The following is an 18,862-nucleotide window of genomic DNA, read 5'->3' on the forward strand; positions in this document are numbered from 1 at the left end:
TCAGCGGATCTCCTCGGGTCGGTTCGCCAGTGAGTCGAGCACGGCCGTGACGGTGTCGCCCAGCGCTTGCGGGGTCGCGCCCGCGCGGGAGCGCACGTTCACCCCGTAGGCCAGCAGCGAGAGCACGTCGGCCGACGTCGCGGGCACCACGCCCGGTCGCAGCTCGCCGGCGGCCCGCGCGCGTTCCAACGCCGCGCCCATCGCCGCCCGCAACCGGTCGTGGTGGTCGTGCAGGACGGCCCGGACGTCCGGGTCGTCGTTCTCCGCGCCGGCGTGCGCGTTGGTGACCATGCAGCCCCACCGGGCGTGCTCGCCGGCGCAGCGGACGCCGATCAGCGCGCGGAAGAAGTCCGCGATCGCCGGCAGACCGCGGTCGTCCTCGGCGAGCCGCCGGAAGACCGGGCCCGAACGCCGGTCGGCGTAGCGGCGCAACGCGGCGACGTAGAGCTCCCGCTTGCCGCCGAACGTGGCGTACAGGCTGGACCGGTTGACGCCGGTCGCCGACACGATGTCCTGCACGCCGGTCGTCGACGCGCCCCGCCGCCAGAAGAGCTCCTCCACCGAGTCGAGCACCGCCTCGGGGTCGAAGTGCTTCACGTCCGGCATGTCCGCCTCGCTATCTTGGAATGGTCGTTCCAAGATAGCTCCCGGCCGGATGCGGCCGCAACGGCCCGCTTCGGGGTCGCGCGGTCACGGCGTCGGGTTCTTGTGGCGCCGGTAGTAGCGGGCGACCCGGGCGCGGTTGCCGCAGCGCGTCGGCGAGCACCAGCGCCGGCGGGGGTGCGCCGGCAGGAAGACCAGCACGCAGTCCTCGGCCTCGCACCGCTTGAGGCGCCCGACCGCGTCGTCGGTGAGCAGGTCCGCGGCGGCTTCGGCCAGGCGGGCGGCCAGGCGGACGCCGAGCCGGCCGGCGCGTCGGCGCGCCGCGGTGACGGCGACGCCGTCCCAGCCCAGTTCGCGCACCGCCGGCGCCGCGCGTGCCGCCTCGGTCAGGCCGCGCAGGGCGGCCTTCGGCGGCCGGGTCCCGCGCAGCAGCGCGCGGACGACCGCGTCGACGTGCTCGCGCACCGCGTGCACGGGGGCGAGGTCGGCCGCCGTCGGGACGGCGTCGCCCACCTCCGCCGCGAGCGCCGGTTCGAGCGTCAGCCAGGCGGCCAGCCGCGCCGGGGTGTCCAGCAGGTCGGCGCGCCCGTCCTCGGTCGAGGGTCGGGTGTTGACCAGGTCCAACGCGAGGTGCTCGCCGGTGAGCGGGCCGGTGTCACTCATGGCACTAATGCTATCAACCCCGCTTGACCCATTAGGTCGACCCGGCTATACCTAACGCATCTTCTCGCCAAGGAGGCATGTGACATGATCGCTCGGGTCGCCCACCGCCACGTCGACGTGGACGGGGTCCGGGTCTTCTACCGGGAGTCGCTGCCGGACCGCCCCGACGCGCCGGTCCTCCTGCTGCTGCACGGTTCCCCGTCCGCCTCGCACCAGTTCCGCCGCCTGGTCGACGCCCTCGGCTCGCGCTACCGGCTCGTCGCGCCCGACCACCCCGGCTCCGGCCACACCGAGGTCCCCGACGGGTTCACCTACTCGTTCGACCGCCTCGCCGACGTCGTCGAGGGCTTCGTCGACCGCCTGGGGTTGACCCGCTTCGCGCTGTACCTGTTCGACTTCGGCGCGCCGGTGGGCTTCCGGCTGGCGCTGCGCCGCCCGGGCCGGGTCGCCGGGCTGGTCGTGCAGAACGGCAACGCCTACGCCGAGGGCCTGTCGGACGCGGCACGGGACTTCATCGCCGTCACGCCCGACCGCGAGCAGACCGTTCTGGACCTGTTCACGCTGGAAGCGACCCGCGGCCAGTACGAGGGCGGCACGGCCGATCCCGCCCTGCTCGCGCCGGAGGGGTGGCTGCTCGACCAGCTGTTCCTGGACCGGCCCGGCCGCCGTGAGGCGCAGCTCGCGCCGGCCTACGACTACCGCCGCAACGTCGAGGCCTACCCCGACTGGCAGGCGTGGCTGCGGGAGCACCGCCCGCCCACGTTGATCGCGTGGGGCGTGCACGACCCGTTCTTCACCGAGGCGGGCGCGCGGGCGTACCTGCGCGACGTGCCGGACGCCGCGCTCCACCTGCTCGACGCGGGACACTTCGCCCTGGAGGACCAGCTCCCGGTGATCGCGCCGCTGGTCGCCGACTTCCTCGACCGCACGGCGGCCTGACGGCCTGGTCCCGGCGGGACGTCCCGCCCGGTGCTACTGGGTGCTCACCGACTTCGGCTTCACGACGTAGACGACGCGGTGCCGGGCGTCCGCCGGCGGGCCGTCGAAGCGGAACCCGTAGCGCGCGGCCACCTCGAGGAAGAACCGGCCCTCCGAGTCGTCCTCGACCCGCTCGACCACGCCCCGCACCTCCAGGTACCTGGTCGGCTGCTCCGGGTCGTTGACGGACAACGCGATCTCCGGGCGCAGCGCCACGTTCCGGTGCTTCTGGCGGCGCGTCGTGCTCGTGAAGCGCACGTGCTCGCCGTCCCAGGTGAACCACATCGGGTTGACCTGCGGCGTCCCGTCCGGCCGGACCGTCGCCAGGTGGGTGTACAGCGGCCGTTCCAGGAGGTCTCGGTGGCTGTCCGGGATGACGCTCATGGAGCCAACTTAGGGGCGCGGCCCGCGGCCTCGACCGCTGTTCGCCGAGAGCCGCCGGAGTCGCACCGCGCCGCCGGGTTGCCCGCCGTCGCGCATCCGCGAGGTTATCCCCGTCACTTTGACCGGGGGGTGGTGGAACCGGCATCCTGGTGGCAGAGGGGAGTACCCACTCTGCCCGTGATCGTCATTACGGCCGCTCCGCAGCGGTCCGGTCACGGCGCCGCCGGGTTCGGCGGTCGGGGAGACCTCTGGTTCGGGACCTGAGCCGGAGGAGCACGCCATGCGCGTCACCACCCGTCTAGCCGCCGCTGTCACCACCATCGCCGCCGTCACCGCGTTGACCGCCTGCGGCACGCTCCAGGACGCCTCGCAGGCCGCCGGCGCCGTCGCCGACACCGCGTCCACGGTGCAGTTGTGCACGGAGGCGTTGGCGCAGGCCACCACCGCTTTCGACACCGACAGCCCGGAGCGGGCCGTCGAGCAGGCGCACTCCGCCGCGGACAGCCTGAGCGCGTTGGCCGCGGACGCCGCCGACACGACGATCAACGAAGCCGTCACCGCCGTGGCCGCCACGCTGCGCGCGGTGACGCTGGAAGACCTGGTCCTGCAACCGGCGGCGTGGCTGGAGGACAAGGCGACCAAGGTCGCGAACCTCACCGCCGCGTGCACCTGATCCCGGGAGTACCGGAGCGGTCGCGGGCGTTGGCAGTGGTGTGATGACTGGACGACTCCGGTTCCGCGTCCTGGGTGACTCGCTCGCCGCCGGCGTGGGGTGCGACCGACCCGAGGAGACGTTGGGCGAGCGGTTGGCGGCGGTGCTCCGCTCGGCGGGGCACCCCGTCGAGCTGGGCGTGCACGCGGTGTCCGGCGCGCGGTCCGCCGGCCTGGACGCGCAGGTGCGCGCGGCCGTGCGGACCGGTGTCGACGTCGCGCTGGTCGTGATCGGGGCGAACGACCTGACGTCGTTCACGCCGCCGGCGGTCGGCGCGGGCCTGCTGCACGACGCCGTGCTCGCCCTGCGCCGCGCGGGCGGGCAGGTGGTGGTGGCGACGGCGCCCGACCTCGGCGTCGTCTCGCACGTGCCGCCCGCGTACCGGGCTTTCGTGTCGCAGGCCAGCGGTCTCTACGCACGCGCGCAGGCCGACGCGGTGCTCCGCGCGGGCGGCGTGGTGGCGGCGGCCGGGCCGGCGCTGTCCGGCCGCTTCGCCACCGACCCGACCCTCTTCTCCGCCGACCGCTTCCACCCCTCGCCCGCCGGGTACGCGCTCATCGCCGACGCCCTCGCGCCGTCCGTGCTGGCAGCGGCCGGCCGTGGCGCGGCCTAGGCTCCCCGCGCCGCGGATTTCCGCGCCTCGGATTTCCGCGCCTCGGATCTGCGCACACCACTCTCCGGTCCCGCCGGCGGTATGGCCCGCCCGCACGGGTCCACCCCGGGATCTCCACACCACGATCACAGTCGCTTGACGGCCCTCTGGGGCGTCGTTAGCGTCATTTTTCGCTGCCTGGGGGTGGCGTGCACCGCCGGGAACCGTGATCGCCGATCACCGCGGACCTGTCGTGCCCGGTGTGCGTTCGCGCGGCGTTCGCCGAGTGGCGATTTCCGATTCCCGGCTGCCTCCGCAGGATCGCGGCGGCGGTCGGTCGATCCGGGGGGGGACACGGACGATGGCTGACCCGAAGGTGCTCGAAGCCCAGCGCTGGGTGAACTCGACCTACGGTTCGGTGCCGGGCTACGCGCGCTGCGCGGAGAACGGGGTGACCGGGTGGGACGTGATGTTCTCGCTGACCCGCGCGTTGCAGCACGAACTGGGCATCGCCACCCTCTCCGACTCGTTCGGTCCGACCACGTTGGGCAGGCTCGCCGAGCGGGGCAACGTCGGCCCCGGCTACACCAATGCGAACATCGTGCGAATCGTGAAGCACGGTCTGTTCTGCAAGGGCTATTGGGCGGGCGACACGTCGACCGGCGTCTACGACACCGACGTGTACGACGCGGTGCGCGAACTCAAGGGCGACATCGGGTTCGCCGCCGACGGCTACCTCCCGCCGAAGGTCTTCAAGGCGATCCTCAACATGGACGCCTACGTGCTGCTGTCGGGCGGCCGGGTCGAGGTGCGGGACATCCAGCGTTGGCTCAACGCCACCTACATCACCAAGTCGACGTTCTTCGTCATCCCGTGCGACGGCCACTACACGCGGGACGTGCAGGTCGCGCTGATGCGGGCAATCCAGTACCAGATCGGCATCCCGGAGGACCAGGCCACCGGCAACTTCGGGCCCGGCACCCAGAACGGCCTGCGCGCCAACACCGTGCGGCCCGGCTCCCCGGCGGCCTGGGTGCAGCTGTTCAGCGCCGCCTGCGTGTTCAACGGCGGTGTCGGCGGTGCGTTCGCCGCGTTCACCTCCAGCTGGGACGCGGCGCTGGGCGACTTCGTCGGCCTGTTCCAGGAGTTCTCCGTCCTCGCCCGCACCGGCATCGGCGACTACGCCACCTGGGCGCAGCTGCTGGTGTCGACCGGCGACCCGGACCGGCCGGCGGGCGCGAGCGACACCCGGTTCCACATCAGCGTCTCGCGCGCGCGGGCGTTGAAGGCGGCGGGGTACGAGGTGGTCGGCCGCTACCTCGACGAAGACCCGTGGAGCACCCTCGACAAGGAGCTCCAGCCCGGCGAGCTGGACGCCATCTTCACCGGCGGCATGCGGGTGTTCCCCATCTCGCAGTACGCCGCCGACTCGGTCGAGGACTTCACCTGGTCCAACGGCTACGACCACGCGCTGCGGGCACACGACCGGGCTGTCGGCTACGGCTTCAACCGGGGCACGGTGATCTACTTCGCGGTCGACTACGACGCCACCGGCGAGCAGATCGCGAGCCACGTCATCCCCTACTTCCAAGGCATCCAGGCCGGTCTCGGCACCCGCGGCAAGCGGTACGTCGCGGGCGTCTACGGCTCCCGCAACGTGTGCGCGCAGGTCAGCGACCAGGCGTTCGCGCGGTACTCGTTCGTGTCCGGCATGTCGTGGGGCTTCTCCGGCAACCTGGGCTTCCCGCTTCCCGCGAACTGGTCGTTCAACCAGATCAAGGAGTTCGACTTCGACGCGGGCGGCGACGTCTTCGCGCTCGACCGCGACGTCCTCCGGGGCAACGACCGGGGCGTCGGCCCGGAGAACGTCGGCGGCGGCGACTCGCCCGTCGACGCCTACCTGCGGTACGTCGACGGCCTCTACGCGACGGCGGTGGCCTACGGCGGCAACCCGAACCAGCGGGTCATGGAGTACCTGCGGTACCCGGCGTACAACGGTCTCTGGTCCGGTTGGGAGACCTTGATCGGCAACGTCGACCAGGCGTGGATCGACCACGCGCAGGCCCACGCCCCGGCCAGGGTCGAGTCCTATGTGGACCCGTCGCTCGGCGTCACCGTCAACGTCGACCACTTCGGCGCCACCGCCAACGCGGTCTACCTCAAGGGCAACGGCGGGCGGGGCGACTTCGGCGGCTGGTCGGGCGACCTGGCCACGTTCTACGGCGAGTGGCGGTCGCACGGCGAGGAGTACGCCTCGGGGTACGCGTTCTGCGCCGACCGCCTGGCCAAGATCACCGTGCTGTCGTCGTTCCCGCTCAACGACCTCGTGGAGGACGTCGACGGCTACCTGATCGGCAGCGCGGTGCGCGCCGGCGCCCGGATCGACCAGGCGATCCGGGCCCACCTCACCGACGGGCACCGGACCAGGTTCCGGCAGTTCTACCTCGGCCGCTACGGGGGCACGGTGACCGGCGTCCGGGACGCCGCCTGGAACGCGCTGGGCGGCAGCACCGCGGACTCGCAGCTCGCCGCGCTCACCGAGGCCGCGATCCGCAGGACCGGCGGGGTCTGCCTGCTGCCCGCGCAGCTGCCCTCGGCGAAGCTCGAACCCTTCCTGCAAGGCTACGCGGAGACGATCGAGAGGTTGTCGCGCAGCTGACGGCACGCCCGGGTGGCGTGCGAGGAGGAGGAGCCGTGCGCGTACCGGGAACGGCCCGGCGCTGGGCGGTCGCCGCCTCGTGCGCGCCGTTCGCGGCGTTCCTGGTCTACGCCTGGGGTGCGATCCACCTGTACACGCCGGACCTCCGGGAGACGTGCGCCCTGGCGCACGGCGGGTGGGACCGGGCCTACGGGCAGGTGACCTACTTCCCGCTGTCCCGCCGGTGCAACGCCTACCAGGACCTCGTGCCCGCCTACGTGAACCCGGCGGTCGTCGTGCTGCTCACCGCGACCGCGCTGTTCGCGGGACTGGCCGTCGCCGCCCGCCGAAACCCCCGATCCCGCGAGGAGCAGTGAGCCACCATGACCGAACCCGCCGAGGACGCGAGCCCGTTCGGGCGTCGCCGGTTCCTCACCATCACCGGCAGCCTCGCCGTGGCCGCGTCGGTCGGCCTGGCCGTGCCCGCGGCGGCCGTCCCCGCCGCGCCGCCCGTCCCCGCCGCGCCGCCCGCTCGTCCGGACGGCCTCGCCACGTTCCCGGTCGAGGGCTCCAACGCGTCCGTGACGCTGCTGTCCGGGCCGTCCGCCGTCGTGCTGCTGCACGTGGCCCGGCGCTTCCACTACGAGGTCGCCGCGCTGCGGGCGAACGACATCACCGGCTACGCCGAGCCACCGGCCGGCACGCCGTTCGCGGCCGACCACCGCTCCGGGACCGCCATCGCCGTGCTGCCCGCCAAGTACCCGGCGGGGGCGACCGGTGGCCTGTTCCCGCACGAGCTGGCGATCGTCCGCGACGTCCTCGCCGAGTGCGAGGGCGTGGTCCGCTGGGGTGGTGACTCCCGGGAGCACCCGCAGGAGGGCCACTTCCGGGTGGACGTGCGCCCCGGGAACCTGCTGACCAGGGTCGCGGGCAAGATCGGCGGGTGGGTCGGCGCGCCGGACCGGGCCGCGCCCGCCGACCCGTTCACGCCCGCGCGCCGCCAGGCGGCGGAGCGGCTGGCGGAGCGGCAGATCGCCACCGGCTGACGGCCGCAGCCCGGTGAGGGGCGTCGGACAGGGGTTCCGGGCGTGGTCGGCCCGGAACCCCTGCCGGCTCAGAGCCGCGGGTAGGCGTTCGCGATCAGCTGGCGGAACTGGGCGGAGAACCAGTGGCCGGACAGCGGGGCGTTGGCCAGCGCGCCGGACAGGTTGTTGCCGTTGCGCGGGTTGCCCGTGTAGGTGGGGTCGCACATCCGGTCGAAGCCCTTGCCCTCGTCGTTCGGGATCTCCCGGCTCGCGCCGTCGGACTCGCCCGGCGGCTTGGCCCACACGTAGGCGTCGATGCCCGAGGCCGGGCTCGCCTTCGGCCGCTCGCCGATGCCGGCCCCGGACTGGTTGCACCAGTTGCCGAGGTGGATGCGGCGGTCGTACCGGCCACCGTCGACGTAAGCGTCCACGCTCGTCGTCGGCCCCTTCGCGGTCGGGCGCTGGGAACCGCCCCAGCCGTTGCGCGAAGTGTCGATCAGCATGCCGATGTTCGACGGGAATCCGGCGCTGATCAATTGCGTGCGGAACGCCTGGGCGAACGACAGCTCATCCACGTAGCGGTTCCAGTCAACCCACTTCGACTGGCGCACGGACGTGCCGTTCACGGTGTCGTTGATGGTGAAGTGGTCTTCTTTCAGCACGCCGTAGTTCGCCGTGTTCGCGATGAACCCGGTGACGTTGTTGACCGTGCTGCCCGAGGCGCGGGCGGCCTGGGCGAACAGCGTCGCGGAAGCGCCGAAGTTGTCGTCCCAGCCGATCCAGCCGTGGTGGGCGGCGTCGATGTAGTTGTACACGTTGCCGATCGCGCCGAGCTTCGCCAGCGCGTACCCGACGCCGTTGACGTAGTTGCCGTTCTGCAGCATCCGGTCGCACGCCGCGGTGGCGGTCGGGCGCCCGCCGACGTTCGTCACGAGGTTGGGCAGCGAGTCGATCTCGATGATCGTCACGATGCGCAGGTTCGCGTACTTCGACTCGCGCATGATCGCGGCGATCGGGTCGATGTACTCGGTCTTGTAGCGCGGCAGGTCGTCCGGGCCCAGCTCGCCGTTGGAGGCGAGCGCGGCGCAGTCGCGGCCGGGCAGGTTGTAGATGACGAACTGGACGACCATGGTGCGCCCGGCCGCCTGGCTCAGGGCGTTGTCCAGGTGCGAGCGCAGGCCCCGCGTCCCGTTCACGCCGTTGATGGCGGCGATCCGGTCCATCCAGATGAACGTCGGCTGGTTGGCGATGGCCGACCCGCCGTCGGCCCGCGCCTTCGCGGACCAGTCCGGGTTCACGTACACCGACGCGCCCGCGTACGGGTTGTCCACGCGCGCCGCGGCCGTCACGTCCGCGGCGGCCGGGCCCGCCCCGAGCGTCATGGCCGCGGCGAACGTGAGTGCCGCGGCCGCCGCGATCCCGCGACGCGCCCGCCGCCTGCCGGTCAGGCCTGGTGATGACTTCAGTGGCATCTTCGGCTCCCTGGTCGGATGATCGGAACAGGTGGCGGCGGATTTTTTTCGGTAACGCTCCCAGAATTCGGACGTTAGCAGGGAAACGACTGGCCCGGAAGAGCTTTACCGGTTAATCGATCAATGCCCCGCATATTCCATATCGCCCGGAAGCGCCCGGAACGAGCCTCTTCCGAGCCCATTCGACCGCATTCGACTTCGAATGCTTTCGAATGGTCGAGGAACCAAAACCGCGCCCGGGTCTCGAGCACGGACGGGCCATTGGCCATCCGAAGGCCGCCGCGCCGGTCACGAACCGGTCGCCGCCCGCACCCCCGTTGTCCACCGCGTCCCGGCACGCACCGACAGGGTGTGGCTGAGCGGACCGGCGGCGTCGAGACCTGCCCCGCGGACCTCGACCCGGCCGCGCCGGACCGGCCGAGCAACGCCGGTCGTCCGGGCAGCACCAGGACGACGCCTCTACGCCGGCGGTGACGCGGCTCCCACCGGCCCCTACCGGCTGCGGCACGGTGGCGTCGCGCGGCGCGTCGCCGCACTGCCGGACGACGGCCTGCCCAACGGCCTGGCCCACGACGAGCGCGCCGGCACGTTCTACATCACCGACTCCGTGCTCGGCACCATCACGACCGTGCCGCCGCGCCGTGGCCCGGCGAAGGTCCGGTCGGCCGCGCCGGAGCTCGCCGCCACCGGGTTCCTCGGCGCCAACGGCGTGCAGGTGCGCGGCGGCACGGCGTACCTGCTCAGCGCGGCCTGCTCCACGGCCGCGGACCCGAACCTGCTGCCGGCGGAGCTGCGCTGATCGTCGCCAGGGCCACCGCGGTGACCCACGGCAGGGCCAGCAGGAGGCTGCCGAGCAGGTCGGTGGGGTAGTGGACGCCGGTGTAGAGCCGTTGCGCGGCGACCACCACGGGCACCGCCAGGGCGGCCGCCGCCACCACCCACCGCCACCACCTGGTCGTGCCGCGCACGACCAGGACGGCCACCGACGCGCCGAGCACCAACGACGCGGCGACGTGACCGGACGGGAAGCTCGACGTGGGCGGCAGGTGCTCGGGGAGCTTGGCCGCCGGGCGCGCGCGTTCGATGATCGCGGTGGTGAGCAGGAACAGCGTGACCTCGCCCAGCATCCCCAGGACGACCAGCAGCACGGGCCGCCAGGAGCGCGTCCTGGCCAGCGCCAGCACGCAGACGACCACCGCCGCGCCCATCACCGGCCACGTGCCGCTGAAGGCCTCGACCTTGCCCATCGCCGCGTCCCAGCCGGGGACGCGGCGTTCGGCGATCCACTCGACGACGCCCCGGTCCCACGCGGTCGGCACGTCCGGGCCGGCGGCGGTGAGCCACGAGCCGAGGGCGAACAACGCGCCCAGCAGCAGCACCCAGACCACCAGCAGCCGGGCCGCCACGAGCCGGAGGTCGGACGGCACGTGGACCGGGCGTCCGGCCAACGGCCGCAGGTCGTCCGCCGCCTCGGGCGCCAGGCCACCGGACAGCGGCGCCTCCGGCAGGCCCTCGTCGCGCCGCCACTGGCGGAACACCTCGGTGGTCAGGGCCAACCACACCAGGCCGAGCAGCCAGCCGCCGAGGACGTCGGTGGCGTAGTGCACGCCGAGCGCCACCCTCGTGCAGCCGACCAGCACCACGACCACGACGACCAGCGAGGTCAACCGGCGACGTGCCCGCCGCGCGGACGCGAACACCAGCAACAGCACGCCGTAGGTGACGGTGGCGCCCAACGTGTGACCGCTGGGGAAGCTCCAGCCCGGCGCGGTGGCCACCTCGACCTCCACCAGCGGCCGCAGCCGCCCGACCAGCTCCTTCACCACCACGCCGAGCAACCCGCCGCCGACCGTCGTGACGACCACGTGCGCCGCCACCCGGGGCCGCCGGCGCAGCAGCAGCCACGCCACCGCCAGCGCCGTCACACCGGTGAGCGTCGCCGTGTCACCGAGCCGCGTGATCCCGCCCAGCACCGCGCCGAGACCACCGGACCCGCCGACCCAGCGCGTGAGCCCTTCCGAGATCGCCTGGTCGACCTCGCGCACGGGCGCCCACCCCGTCCACACGACGGCCATGACCACCGCGAACGCGACACCGGCGGCGGAAGCGGCCACCAACGACACCGCGCTCCGCACCACGAACCGCTCGACGACGACCACCTGCCGCGCATCCCGTGTCGTAGTCACCAGGGTGGTGTGCCCAAACGGATCAAGCGGCAATCCTGGGGCGACTCCGGGCCGGTCATGGGCCTTTGGGGTGAAGAGATCACCTGATCCGCCACACCGCGACGCGCGCGGCGACACACTGGTCGCCGTGCCCTAGACGTCGACCGGCCACGCCGAGGTGCGCAACGAGGTGCACGGCGTGGTGAACGGCGCGGTGGTGCAGGCCGGCTCGATCGGCCACCTGACGTTGGCCGTGGGGGACGGCCGGCGCCTGCCCGTGCCGAGGCAGCTGCCCGCGGCGGTCGGCGACTTCACCGGCCGCGCCGAGCACGTGGCGGCCCTGGACGCGCCGGCGGCCCGCGTGGCGGACAACGGTCCCTCGGCGGTCGCGGTGGTCGCGGACGCCGCCGGCGTGGGCAAGACCGCGCTGGCCCTGCACTGGTCGCACCGGGTGCAGGAGCGCTTCCCCCACGGGACGCTGCACGCGGACCTGCGCGGCTACGGCCGCGGCGAACCGGCGACCCCGGCCGAGGTCCTGTTCCGCTTCCTGCGCGCGCTCGGCGTCGGCCCGAAGGCGGTGCCGCCCGGGGTGGAGGAGCAGCCGGCGCTGTACCGGTCGCTGCTCGCGGGCTCGCGGGTGCTGGTCGTGCTCGACAACGCGCGCGCCGCGGAGCAGGTCCGGCCGCTGCTGCCGGGCGCGCCGGGGTGTCTCGTGGTGGTGACCAACCGGGCCGCGCTCAGCGGGCTGCTGATCTCCCAGGCCGCGATGCCGGTGAAGCTCGCCGTGATGCCCGGGACGGAGTCCGTCGAGCTGCTGCGCCGGATCATCGGCCCGCGCCGGGCCGGCGCCGAGGAGGACGACGTGGTGCGGCTGGCCGGGGTGTGCGGTGGGCTGCCGCCGGCGTTGCGGATCGTCGGCAGCCGGATCACCTCGCGTCCCCACCTGCGCGTCGGCGACGTCGTCGCCGACCTGGCCGACGACCGGTTGGCGGCGTTGAGCGGACCGGGGCGTTCGGGGTGACGCGCGTGTTCGACTGTCCTACCGCGAGCTCGGGGCCGACCAGGCCCGGTTGTTCCGCCGCCTCGGCCTGCACCCGACATCGGGTTGCCCGCCGTCGCGGCGGTCGCCGGCGTGCCGGTGACGCGCGCCCGCCGGCTGCTCGACGACCTCGCCGAGGTCCACCTCGTCGAACCGGTGGCCGCTTCCGGTGCCACGACCTGGTGCGCGACTACGCCCGTGACCGAGCCGACCGCCTCGACCCGCCCGAGGTCCGCGATCGCGCGCTGGCCGCGTTGTTCGAGTGGTACGCCCACAACGCGGTGGCGGCGGACCGGGTGGCGTTCCCCGCCTACGTGCACCGGGCGCCGGAACCCGTCGGACCACCGACCACCCGGCCGCTCCCGGCGAACCGCACCGACGCGCCGGCGTGGGTGGAGACCGAGCGCGCGAACCTGGTCGCGTTGATCCGCTCCGGGGGACGGCGCACCGCCGCTTGGTGGTCCGCCTGGTGCACGCGACCGAGACGTTCCTGTACCACCAGGCGCGGTGGACCGAGTTGTTCGACGTCTGCGTGCTCGGCATCGCCGCCGCGCGGCACGGCGGGGACCGCGCCGACGAGGCGTGGTTCCTGATCAGGTCGGGCTGGGCCCGGCTCCAGGTGTCCGGCTGGGAGCGGGCCGCCGCCGACCTCCACGCCGCGTTGGCCCTGGCGCGCGAGGTCGACGACCCGTACCTGATCGCGTACGCGCTCAACGACCTCGGCGACATCTGCCTGCGGCAGGGCCGGTACCGGGACGCGCCGGCGCACCTCGACCTCGCGCTGCCGTTGAGCCGCGGCACGGACAACGGGCGGCAGGAGGCGTTCGTCCGGACGAACCGCAGCCGGGCACTGGCCGGGCTGGGACGCCACGACGAAGCCCTCGCCCACGCCGAACGCGCCTTGGTCCTGCGCCGGCGGTCCGATGACCGCGAGGGGGAAGTCTTCACGCTGGACCGGTTGGCCCGCGTGTGGCAGGCGCTGGGGGACCACGGGAAGGCCATCGCCCTGTGCGAGCAGGCGATCGCCATCGGGCCCGAGCACGCCTACCGACCCGACCTGGCCGCCGCCTTCGACACCCTGGGCGCCTCCGCGCTGCACGTCGGCGACTCGGAGCGGGCGGCGAGCTGCCGGCACCGGGCGTTGGAGATCCTGGACGACTTCGGCGACCACCGCGCCGCCGCTCTGCGGGCCAGGCTCGGGGCGGCGGGCGATCCACCGTCGGGGCGCTTGCTCCCGTGACTCCCGAGCAGTGCCCGAGCTTGTGCTGCGTCTCTGCACGTCGACCCGGTGATCGGGCGTGGTGGGCTGACAGGCCAGGCTGGTCATGCAGATCGTGTGCGAGAGGCGGTAGCGGCTCGTCGTCCGGAAGTGTCCGTCCGGCCGTTGTCAGTCGAGGAGGGCCGGGAGCCGGCCCGGATCGGGCGGACCGCGAAGGACTGCACCGCCGACGAGCCCTTCTCCGGCGGATGAACGCGACGATGGCGGCGAGCACGTGCATCACGCCGTGACGGCGGTCGTAGGCCGTCCAGGCAGATCACACGTCCGTCGTCGGGCCGGTGGTCGCAGAGGTCGAGGACCGACCACCGGGTCAACCCTCCGAGACGCGCCGCTAGCTGGGCACGGCGAACAGGTGCGTCATCGCCGAGTTGTGCTGCGGCACGCCGGGGCCGGCGGAGCCGGTTTCGTCGGTCAGGTTGTCCGCCTGTCCTTGGATGGCGCCGGTGGGGCCGCCCTGGTACTCGGCCCGCACGTAGGCGTAGATCCGGTCGCAGCCCGGGACCAGGGGGATCGTGGTGTAGAGGGGGACGACCTTGTGGTGGGTCTGCCGGTTGACCGTCACGCTCGTCTGGGCGATCTCCGCGGAGGAGCAGAAGGCGTCGCCGTTCATCTGGTGGGCGAACAACGTGAAGCGCGCGCTCGACGTCGTGTAGGAGTACTTGCACACGGCGGGGAGGCAGGACATGTACTCCACGTCCGCGATGACGGCGACCTGCGAGTGGCCGGTCCCGATCCTCCGGTCGAGGACGGGGGTGTAGACGTCGTCGCTCCCGACCACGATGTTGCCGTTGGGCAGCGACGTCTGCATCGCCGTCCCGTTCACGTCCTCCGCGACCTGGAGGGAGGCGAACCGCAGCGTGCCGCTGACCGTGAACGAGGACGTGGCCTCGGCCAACGAGTGGGTCCGGAGGTAGAGGGTGCACGACAGCGTGCCGGTCGTCGTGGCGGAGACCAGGAACCGGTTGACGAGCGTGATGTCGCCGCGGCCGGGGTTGGCGGTGCCGGCGGGGTCGATGTTCTCGCCCACGACGACGTTGCTGCCGCCCGCGCCGGCGCAGCGCACCTCGTTGTCGACCAGGTTGACGTGCCCGGAGTCGTACGCGCGCAGGGTCGAGTAGACGTAGGCGGTCTGCCCGGCGGTCATCGACGCCTCGATCCGGCCCAGCTCCCGGACCAGGTGGATCTTCTTGCCCAGGGGCGGCACGCCGGTGATCGTCACCGGCCCGAAGGTCGTGGACGTGGCCGCGCCGGCCGGCGTCGTGACCCCCGTGAGCGCGACGGCGGCGACCGCGCCGATCGCCGCGAAGCGCTTCCACGAGCGTGCGGAACCTGGCATCAGGCACCCCTCATCCCGGCCGGAGCCGTCCCCTGTGTCGCCCTCGGGCCAGGCTAGCCCGTTCCACCACCCCGGAGGCGGCGTTTGGGTAGCCTTGATCGGCCGTGACCAGGGGGTGTGGCGTGGGACGGGTTCCGGTCGAAGCGGCGTTGGTCCGGGTCTGGCGCGGTGAGGTGGTGGTCGGCGCGGGGTTCCTCGCCGGGCCCCGGCACGTGGTCACGGCCGCGCACGTGGTCGCCGACGCGCTCGGCGGGGTCGACGGCGAGTGGCCGGCCGGGCCGGTCGAGGTCGACTTCCCGTTGGTGGCCGCCGGTCGGCGGGTGTCCGGCCGGGTGGTGGCCTGGGCTCCGGTGGACGAGGACCTGCGCGGGGACGTCGCCGGCCTGGAGCTGGTCGGGCCGCCGCCGGCCGGCGCCGCCCCGCTGGTGCTCACGAGGTCGGGCGGGGTCACCCCAGACCAGTTGGTGATGGTGGGGTTCCCGCGGCGGCTGGAGATGGGCAGCTGGGTCTACGGCCGGCGGGGCGGCCCGGTGGCCACGGGGTGGGTGGAGATCCACTGCGAACCCGGCCGCGAGTCCGCGTTGGAGCCGGGGTTCTCCGGTTCGCCGGTGTGGGGTCCGGAGCTGGACGCCGCGGTCGGCATGGTGGTCCGGAGGATCACCGGCGCGCCGCCCAAGATGGGGTACATGATCACCGTGGACACGGTGCTGTCCGCGTGGCCGGAGCTGGCCGAGGTGATCGAGCGGGAGCCGCCGTTCCGGGCGTTGCGGCCCTTCGACGAGCAGGACGCCGAGCTGTACTTCGGACGCGAGGAGCAGGCCGAGCAGCTGGTGAAGCTGGCGCGTGCCGCTCCCGCGGTGTGCGTGGTGGGGCCGTCGGGGGTCGGCAAGTCGTCCTTGTTGCGCGCCGGTGTGCTGCCGAGGCTCCGATCGGACGCGGCGGTGGCCGTGCTGCGCCCCTCGGACGCCGGCACGCCCCTGCGGTCGCTGGCCGGCGCGCTCGACCGGCTCCTCACCCCGGGCGGCACGTCGCCCGAACGCGTGGACGGGCTGGTGGAGCGGTTGACCGGCGGCGGTGTCGCGGACGTCGTCGCCGCCGTCCTGGAGCGGTCGGGCCACGACCGGCTGGTGGTGGCCGTCGACCAGTTCGAGGAGGTCTTCGGCTACCCGGCGGCCGACCAGGCGGAGTTCACCGGTGTGCTGCGGGCCGCGCTCCGGCCGGCCGCCCGGTGGTCCGTGCTGCTGAACCTGCGCGACACGTTCCTCGGCGCCGGCCTGCGCAACCCGGCGACGGTGGAGCTGGCCGCGGGCTGGCTGCCGGTCACGGTCGGCGAGCTGACGTCGTCCCAGCTGCGCCGGGTGATCACCGCGCCGCTGGCCCGGATCGGCACCGTGGCCTACGAGCCGGGTCTGGTCGACCGGCTGGTGGAGGACGTGCAGCGCGCCGCCGGCCCGCTGCCGCTGCTCCAGTTCGCCCTGACGGAGCTGTGGGCGCGCCGCCGCCGCGGGCTGCTCCTGCACCAGGCCTACGACGAGCTGGGCGGTGTGCGCGGCGCGCTCGCCGGCTACGCCCAGGACGTCTGGGCCGCGCTGGACCCCGCGTCGCGCCGGGTCGCGACCCGCCTGCTGGTGCAACTGGTCCGCCCGCTGCCCGACGGCGACCTCGCGGTCCGCCGCACGGCCCGCCGCGACGAGCTGGACGAGGACCAGTGGGCCATCGCCCAACGGCTCGCGAGCACCCGCCTGCTGGTGCTGCGCGTCGAGCCCGAACCGGGTGTCGAGCTGGCGCACGAATCCCTGCTGACCCAGTGGGGGCACCTGCGCGACGCCGCCGCGGAGCACCGGAAGTTCCGCACGTGGCAGGAAAGCCTGCGCGAGCGGATGCGGCGCTGGACGGACGAGCGGTTCGCGCCCCGCCGCCTCCTGGCCGGCCCGGACCTGCGGGACGCCAACCGCTGGGCGCGCGAGCACCACGCGGACCTGGCCCCCGCCGAACGCGCCTACCTGGCGGCGGGCAACCGCAGGCGGCGACGGCGGACCGCGGGCACGGCGGCCGTCCTGGTCGTGGCCCTGGTCGCGGCCGTGCTCACCTACCGCACGGTCGACGAGCGGCGGGCGGCGCTCGCGGCGGGCGACCTGGTGGCGAAGTCCGAGGCGCTGCACGCCGCCGACAGCCACGGCGGCGTGCAACTGGCGCTGCGCGCCTACCGGACCGACCCCGAGGTCCGGTTCACCCGGTCACCGGACTGGGGCGTCGACCCGGCGGACCGCCTGCTGCCGGACTACACCGCGGTCGGGTCCGGCACGTCGGCCCAGGACCCGTCCTCGAAGTCCGTCGACGTCGTCCGGATGTCCAAGAAGGTCAGCGCCGACGGCCGTCGCTTCGCGACCACGGACTCCGCCCGCCACGTGGTGGTGTGGGAGGTGGCGGGCGATCGGGTCACGGCCATCCCGCTCGGTCACCTGTTCGGCCCGTCCGACGTCGCGTCGGAGGTGACGATCAGTCGCGGCGGCCGGTACGTCGCCTTCACGCAGTCGGTCAGCTGGAACAGCACCAAGAGCTCGGTCACCGGGCCGGTCGACCTCGAGGGCCTGCCCCGCATCGACCCGGCCGACTACCCCACGTGCGTGCCGGCCAGCATGGCTTCCTCGCTGGCCTGCCTGGTGGTCTACGACCTCGACGAGCGCCGCGTCGCGTCCGCCGTGCAGCTCGGCGGGTTCACGTTCGTGAACGCGGTGCTGAGCATCGACCGGGACGACGAGGTGGTCGCCGTCGTGCTGTCGAAGCACTCCTCGCTCGGGCCGGGGGCCACCGAGAACGACCTGGTGTCGTGGGACCTGCGCACCGGGGAGAAGCGCGAAGCGCGGCGGTTGCCGTGGCACAGCTGGATCACCGGCCTGTGGCTGGGACCGGGCGGGCGCGACGCGGTGCTGCGGGAGACCGTGGCCGACGCGGCCGCGCCGTCCCTCCGGACGGTGCTGTCGGACGTCGACCTCGCCGGCGAGTCGACCAGGCGGGAGATCACCGGCCACACCGCGACGACCGCCGTCAGCCTGGACTGGACCACCTTCGTCGCCACGGTGTCCACATCGGACACGGGCCGCGAGGTCGTCGTCTGGGACGCGCGTTCCCGTGCCGTGACCACGCGGGTGGGCGGCCTGTCCCGGGAAGAGGGGTTGGGCGCCGTCGGGCTCGACGCCGCCGGCTCCACCCTGCTGGTCCACTGGTCGGCCGGCTACGACGCGACCTCCACCGACCTCAGGGACGTCGCCGGCACGCGGCGTGACTTCCTGTCCACGTGGGCGTTGCCGACGGGGGAGAAGCGGGGCACGGTGGCGTACGACCACAGCTGGTCCTACCTGGTGCCGCTGGCGGACCTCGCGACCGGCCCCCTCGCGCTGGTCAGCACCAGCACGGTCGGCCTGGTGCTGCCGCACGCGGACCGGCCGTCGCCGTTGGACCGGGTGCTCGCGGTGGAGCCGGTGCGCGAGCAGCGGTCCACCGACGAGATCATGGACCGGCTGTGCGGGTTGCTCGCCGACCCGAACACCGACGACGCGGTCCGGAAGATGGTGCCGCAGGACGCCTACCAGGGGGACGTGTGCCCGAGCTGATCAGCTTTTCCCTGCCCGACGACGACGCGGTGCTGGTCGAGGTGGAGTCCGACGGGCCGGAGATCTCGCCGGTCTCGCGCGGCGGCGACGTGATCCGATCCGCCGCGACGTCGCTGGACGGCGCGCTGCGGCACGTCCGCGCCGCCGCGTCGACCGCGTTGGCGAACTTCCGCGAGATGGACGTGCGGCCGGACGAGGTGCAGGTGGAGTTCGGCGTGAAGCTCACCGCGCAGGCCGGCGCGGTGATCGCGAAGACCGGGGTGGAGGGCCACCTGAAGATCAAGCTTACCTGGACGCGGGACGTCGCGGCCGAGCGCGAGGAGGAGGTCGCCGGCTCGTCGGCTGACCAACCGTGACGAACC

At 73.5% G+C, this 18,862-nt stretch carries 17 protein-coding genes; 11 read left to right on the forward strand and 6 right to left on the reverse strand.

All coding sequences use genetic code 11. From position 1 onward, the window contains the following. Nucleotides 1-606, reverse strand: coding sequence for a TetR/AcrR family transcriptional regulator (locus IOD16_RS07290; RefSeq protein WP_201439416.1), 606 nt, complete (start codon nucleotides 604-606; stop codon nucleotides 1-3). Between the two features lie 84 nt (nucleotides 607-690). After that, nucleotides 691-1,266: a CGNR zinc finger domain-containing protein gene (locus IOD16_RS07295; RefSeq protein ID WP_201439417.1), complete on the reverse strand. Its 576-nt coding sequence runs from the start codon at nucleotides 1,264-1,266 to the stop codon at nucleotides 691-693. Nucleotides 1,267-1,350: 84 nt separating this feature from the next. Here IOD16_RS07295 and IOD16_RS07300 point away from each other — a divergent pair, with 84 nt between their 5' ends. Next, nucleotides 1,351-2,205 carry an alpha/beta fold hydrolase gene (locus IOD16_RS07300; RefSeq protein ID WP_201439418.1) on the forward strand — a complete coding sequence of 285 codons (855 nt, stop codon included), beginning with the start codon at nucleotides 1,351-1,353 and terminating at the stop codon, nucleotides 2,203-2,205. 33 nt (nucleotides 2,206-2,238) lie between these two features. Here the strand turns inward: IOD16_RS07300 and IOD16_RS07305 are convergent, their stop codons facing one another. After that, nucleotides 2,239-2,628, reverse strand: coding sequence for a PPOX class F420-dependent oxidoreductase (locus IOD16_RS07305; protein ID WP_201439419.1), 390 nt, complete (start codon nucleotides 2,626-2,628; stop codon nucleotides 2,239-2,241). A 280-nt stretch (nucleotides 2,629-2,908) separates the two neighbouring features. Between IOD16_RS07305 and IOD16_RS07310 the strand changes: the two genes are divergently transcribed. The 5 genes from IOD16_RS07310 to IOD16_RS07330 all read left to right on the forward strand — a co-directional run bounded on the left by IOD16_RS07310 (nucleotide 2,909) and on the right by IOD16_RS07330 (nucleotide 7,616). Next, nucleotides 2,909-3,301: a bacteriophage spanin2 family protein gene (locus IOD16_RS07310; protein WP_201439420.1), complete on the forward strand. Its 393-nt coding sequence runs from the start codon at nucleotides 2,909-2,911 to the stop codon at nucleotides 3,299-3,301. Nucleotides 3,302-3,344: 43 nt separating this feature from the next. After that, the gene (locus IOD16_RS07315; protein WP_201439421.1) at nucleotides 3,345-3,953 is read left to right on the forward strand and encodes an SGNH/GDSL hydrolase family protein; all 609 of its coding nucleotides are present in this window, start codon (nucleotides 3,345-3,347) and stop codon (nucleotides 3,951-3,953) included. Between the two features lie 340 nt (nucleotides 3,954-4,293). Then, entirely contained in the window at nucleotides 4,294-6,591 is a 2,298-nt protein-coding gene (locus IOD16_RS07320) for a glycoside hydrolase domain-containing protein (protein ID WP_201439422.1), read from the forward strand. A 35-nt stretch (nucleotides 6,592-6,626) separates the two neighbouring features. Beyond that, nucleotides 6,627-6,947, forward strand: coding sequence for a hypothetical protein (locus IOD16_RS07325; protein WP_201439423.1), 321 nt, complete (start codon nucleotides 6,627-6,629; stop codon nucleotides 6,945-6,947). Nucleotides 6,948-6,953: 6 nt separating this feature from the next. Beyond that, nucleotides 6,954-7,616, forward strand: a complete 663-nt coding sequence (locus IOD16_RS07330) for a hypothetical protein (RefSeq protein ID WP_201439424.1) — start codon at nucleotides 6,954-6,956, stop codon at nucleotides 7,614-7,616. A gap of 68 nt (nucleotides 7,617-7,684) precedes the next feature. Here IOD16_RS07330 and IOD16_RS07335 read toward each other — a convergent pair whose 3' ends face one another. Then, a complete protein-coding gene (locus tag IOD16_RS07335; protein WP_201439425.1) occupies nucleotides 7,685-9,067 on the reverse strand; it encodes a glycoside hydrolase family 6 protein in 1,383 nt (460 codons plus the stop codon). A 349-nt stretch (nucleotides 9,068-9,416) separates the two neighbouring features. Between IOD16_RS07335 and IOD16_RS07340 the strand changes: the two genes are divergently transcribed. After that, the gene (locus tag IOD16_RS07340; protein WP_201439426.1) at nucleotides 9,417-9,866 is read left to right on the forward strand and encodes a hypothetical protein; all 450 of its coding nucleotides are present in this window, start codon (nucleotides 9,417-9,419) and stop codon (nucleotides 9,864-9,866) included. On the opposite strand, the gene IOD16_RS07345 is transcribed toward IOD16_RS07340, so the two are convergent. Next, on the reverse strand, nucleotides 9,808-11,253 hold the full coding sequence (locus tag IOD16_RS07345) for a phosphatase PAP2 family protein (protein ID WP_201439427.1): 1,446 nt from the start codon (nucleotides 11,251-11,253) through the stop codon (nucleotides 9,808-9,810). The two genes, IOD16_RS07340 and IOD16_RS07345, sit on opposite strands and share 59 nt — an antisense overlap. A 157-nt stretch (nucleotides 11,254-11,410) precedes the next feature. Here IOD16_RS07345 and IOD16_RS07350 point away from each other — a divergent pair, with 157 nt between their 5' ends. Together IOD16_RS07350 and IOD16_RS07355 are read left to right on the forward strand one after the other, a co-directional pair. Further along, nucleotides 11,411-12,253 carry a hypothetical protein gene (locus IOD16_RS07350; RefSeq protein ID WP_201439428.1) on the forward strand — a complete coding sequence of 281 codons (843 nt, stop codon included), beginning with the start codon at nucleotides 11,411-11,413 and terminating at the stop codon, nucleotides 12,251-12,253. A gap of 475 nt (nucleotides 12,254-12,728) precedes the next feature. Further along, nucleotides 12,729-13,511, forward strand: a complete 783-nt coding sequence (locus IOD16_RS07355) for a tetratricopeptide repeat protein (protein ID WP_201439429.1) — start codon at nucleotides 12,729-12,731, stop codon at nucleotides 13,509-13,511. A gap of 370 nt (nucleotides 13,512-13,881) precedes the next feature. Here the strand turns inward: IOD16_RS07355 and IOD16_RS07360 are convergent, their stop codons facing one another. Further along, the gene (locus tag IOD16_RS07360; RefSeq protein ID WP_201439430.1) at nucleotides 13,882-14,886 is read right to left on the reverse strand and encodes a hypothetical protein; all 1,005 of its coding nucleotides are present in this window, start codon (nucleotides 14,884-14,886) and stop codon (nucleotides 13,882-13,884) included. Nucleotides 14,887-15,008: 122 nt separating this feature from the next. Between IOD16_RS07360 and IOD16_RS07365 the strand changes: the two genes are divergently transcribed. Together IOD16_RS07365 and IOD16_RS07370 are read left to right on the forward strand one after the other, a co-directional pair. Then, nucleotides 15,009-18,500 carry a serine protease gene (locus IOD16_RS07365; RefSeq protein WP_201439431.1) on the forward strand — a complete coding sequence of 1,164 codons (3,492 nt, stop codon included), beginning with the start codon at nucleotides 15,009-15,011 and terminating at the stop codon, nucleotides 18,498-18,500. Then, the gene (locus tag IOD16_RS07370; protein ID WP_201439432.1) at nucleotides 18,488-18,856 is read left to right on the forward strand and encodes a CU044_2847 family protein; all 369 of its coding nucleotides are present in this window, start codon (nucleotides 18,488-18,490) and stop codon (nucleotides 18,854-18,856) included. The genes IOD16_RS07365 and IOD16_RS07370 overlap by 13 nt, the downstream gene beginning before the upstream one ends. Nucleotides 18,857-18,862: the final 6 nt, after the last annotated feature.

The sequence above is a fragment of the Saccharothrix sp. 6-C genome, assembly GCF_016695385.1.
GTDB lineage: Bacteria > Actinomycetota > Actinomycetes > Mycobacteriales > Pseudonocardiaceae > Actinosynnema > Actinosynnema texasense.